Source organism: Tamlana crocina (genome assembly GCF_012037625.1).
Map to the genome: position 1 here is coordinate 1 of NZ_JAAVJS010000080.1, position 638 is coordinate 638.

The window sequence follows — 638 nt, forward strand, 5'->3', positions numbered from 1 at the left end:
GATATTTTCGGGCATTGACTTATCTCCCCATCCGCTGCCGCCCAGGATGAATTTTTCTTCCGGAAGATTTTCCGCAGGCTTGATAAAGAATTCCTCCACCCGCTTTTCACGATCGGGTAAGCGGTTACCCAAAAAGGCCAAAGTGCCTTCAAACTTTTCCTGTGGTTCAACAGGAAAATGAGTGTCGGTGTCTAAAGCATTGTAAATAGGAATACACCTTTTTGCCCCGTTGCGCTCGTAAGCATCTATAACGGGTTGACCGCCACCATAGGTGAGCACAAAATCATACTTTGGAACCAGGGCATTAAAAGGATCTGAAGGATCGTTTTCGATCCTGTCGAGCGTAGCCGGGGCGTCAACATCCCAGAAGATAATGAGGTTATCATCTTTCTTCAGCTGTACTACAGCATCTTCCAGGAATTCGTCGAAAGCACCAACTCCGCTGGCTTTGATGATCACATCGGCTTCCGAAGCTTCTCGGGGCAGTGCTCTTAAAGTTACCTGATCTTCAGGATATACTTTTACTTTACACCATTCAGGATCATCAATATCCCGGTGTTTTTGACGCTCGTAAATATCGGGTTCGTAAAATGTGACTTCATGCCCCATTTTATGCAGCGCCTTTACAATTCCGCGGT

General features: G+C 46.2%; 1 protein-coding gene. It reads right to left on the reverse strand.

The features are described from left to right. On the reverse strand, positions 1–638 hold a 638-nt coding region (locus tag HC176_RS15705; RefSeq protein WP_209309739.1), incomplete at both ends, for a CgeB family protein.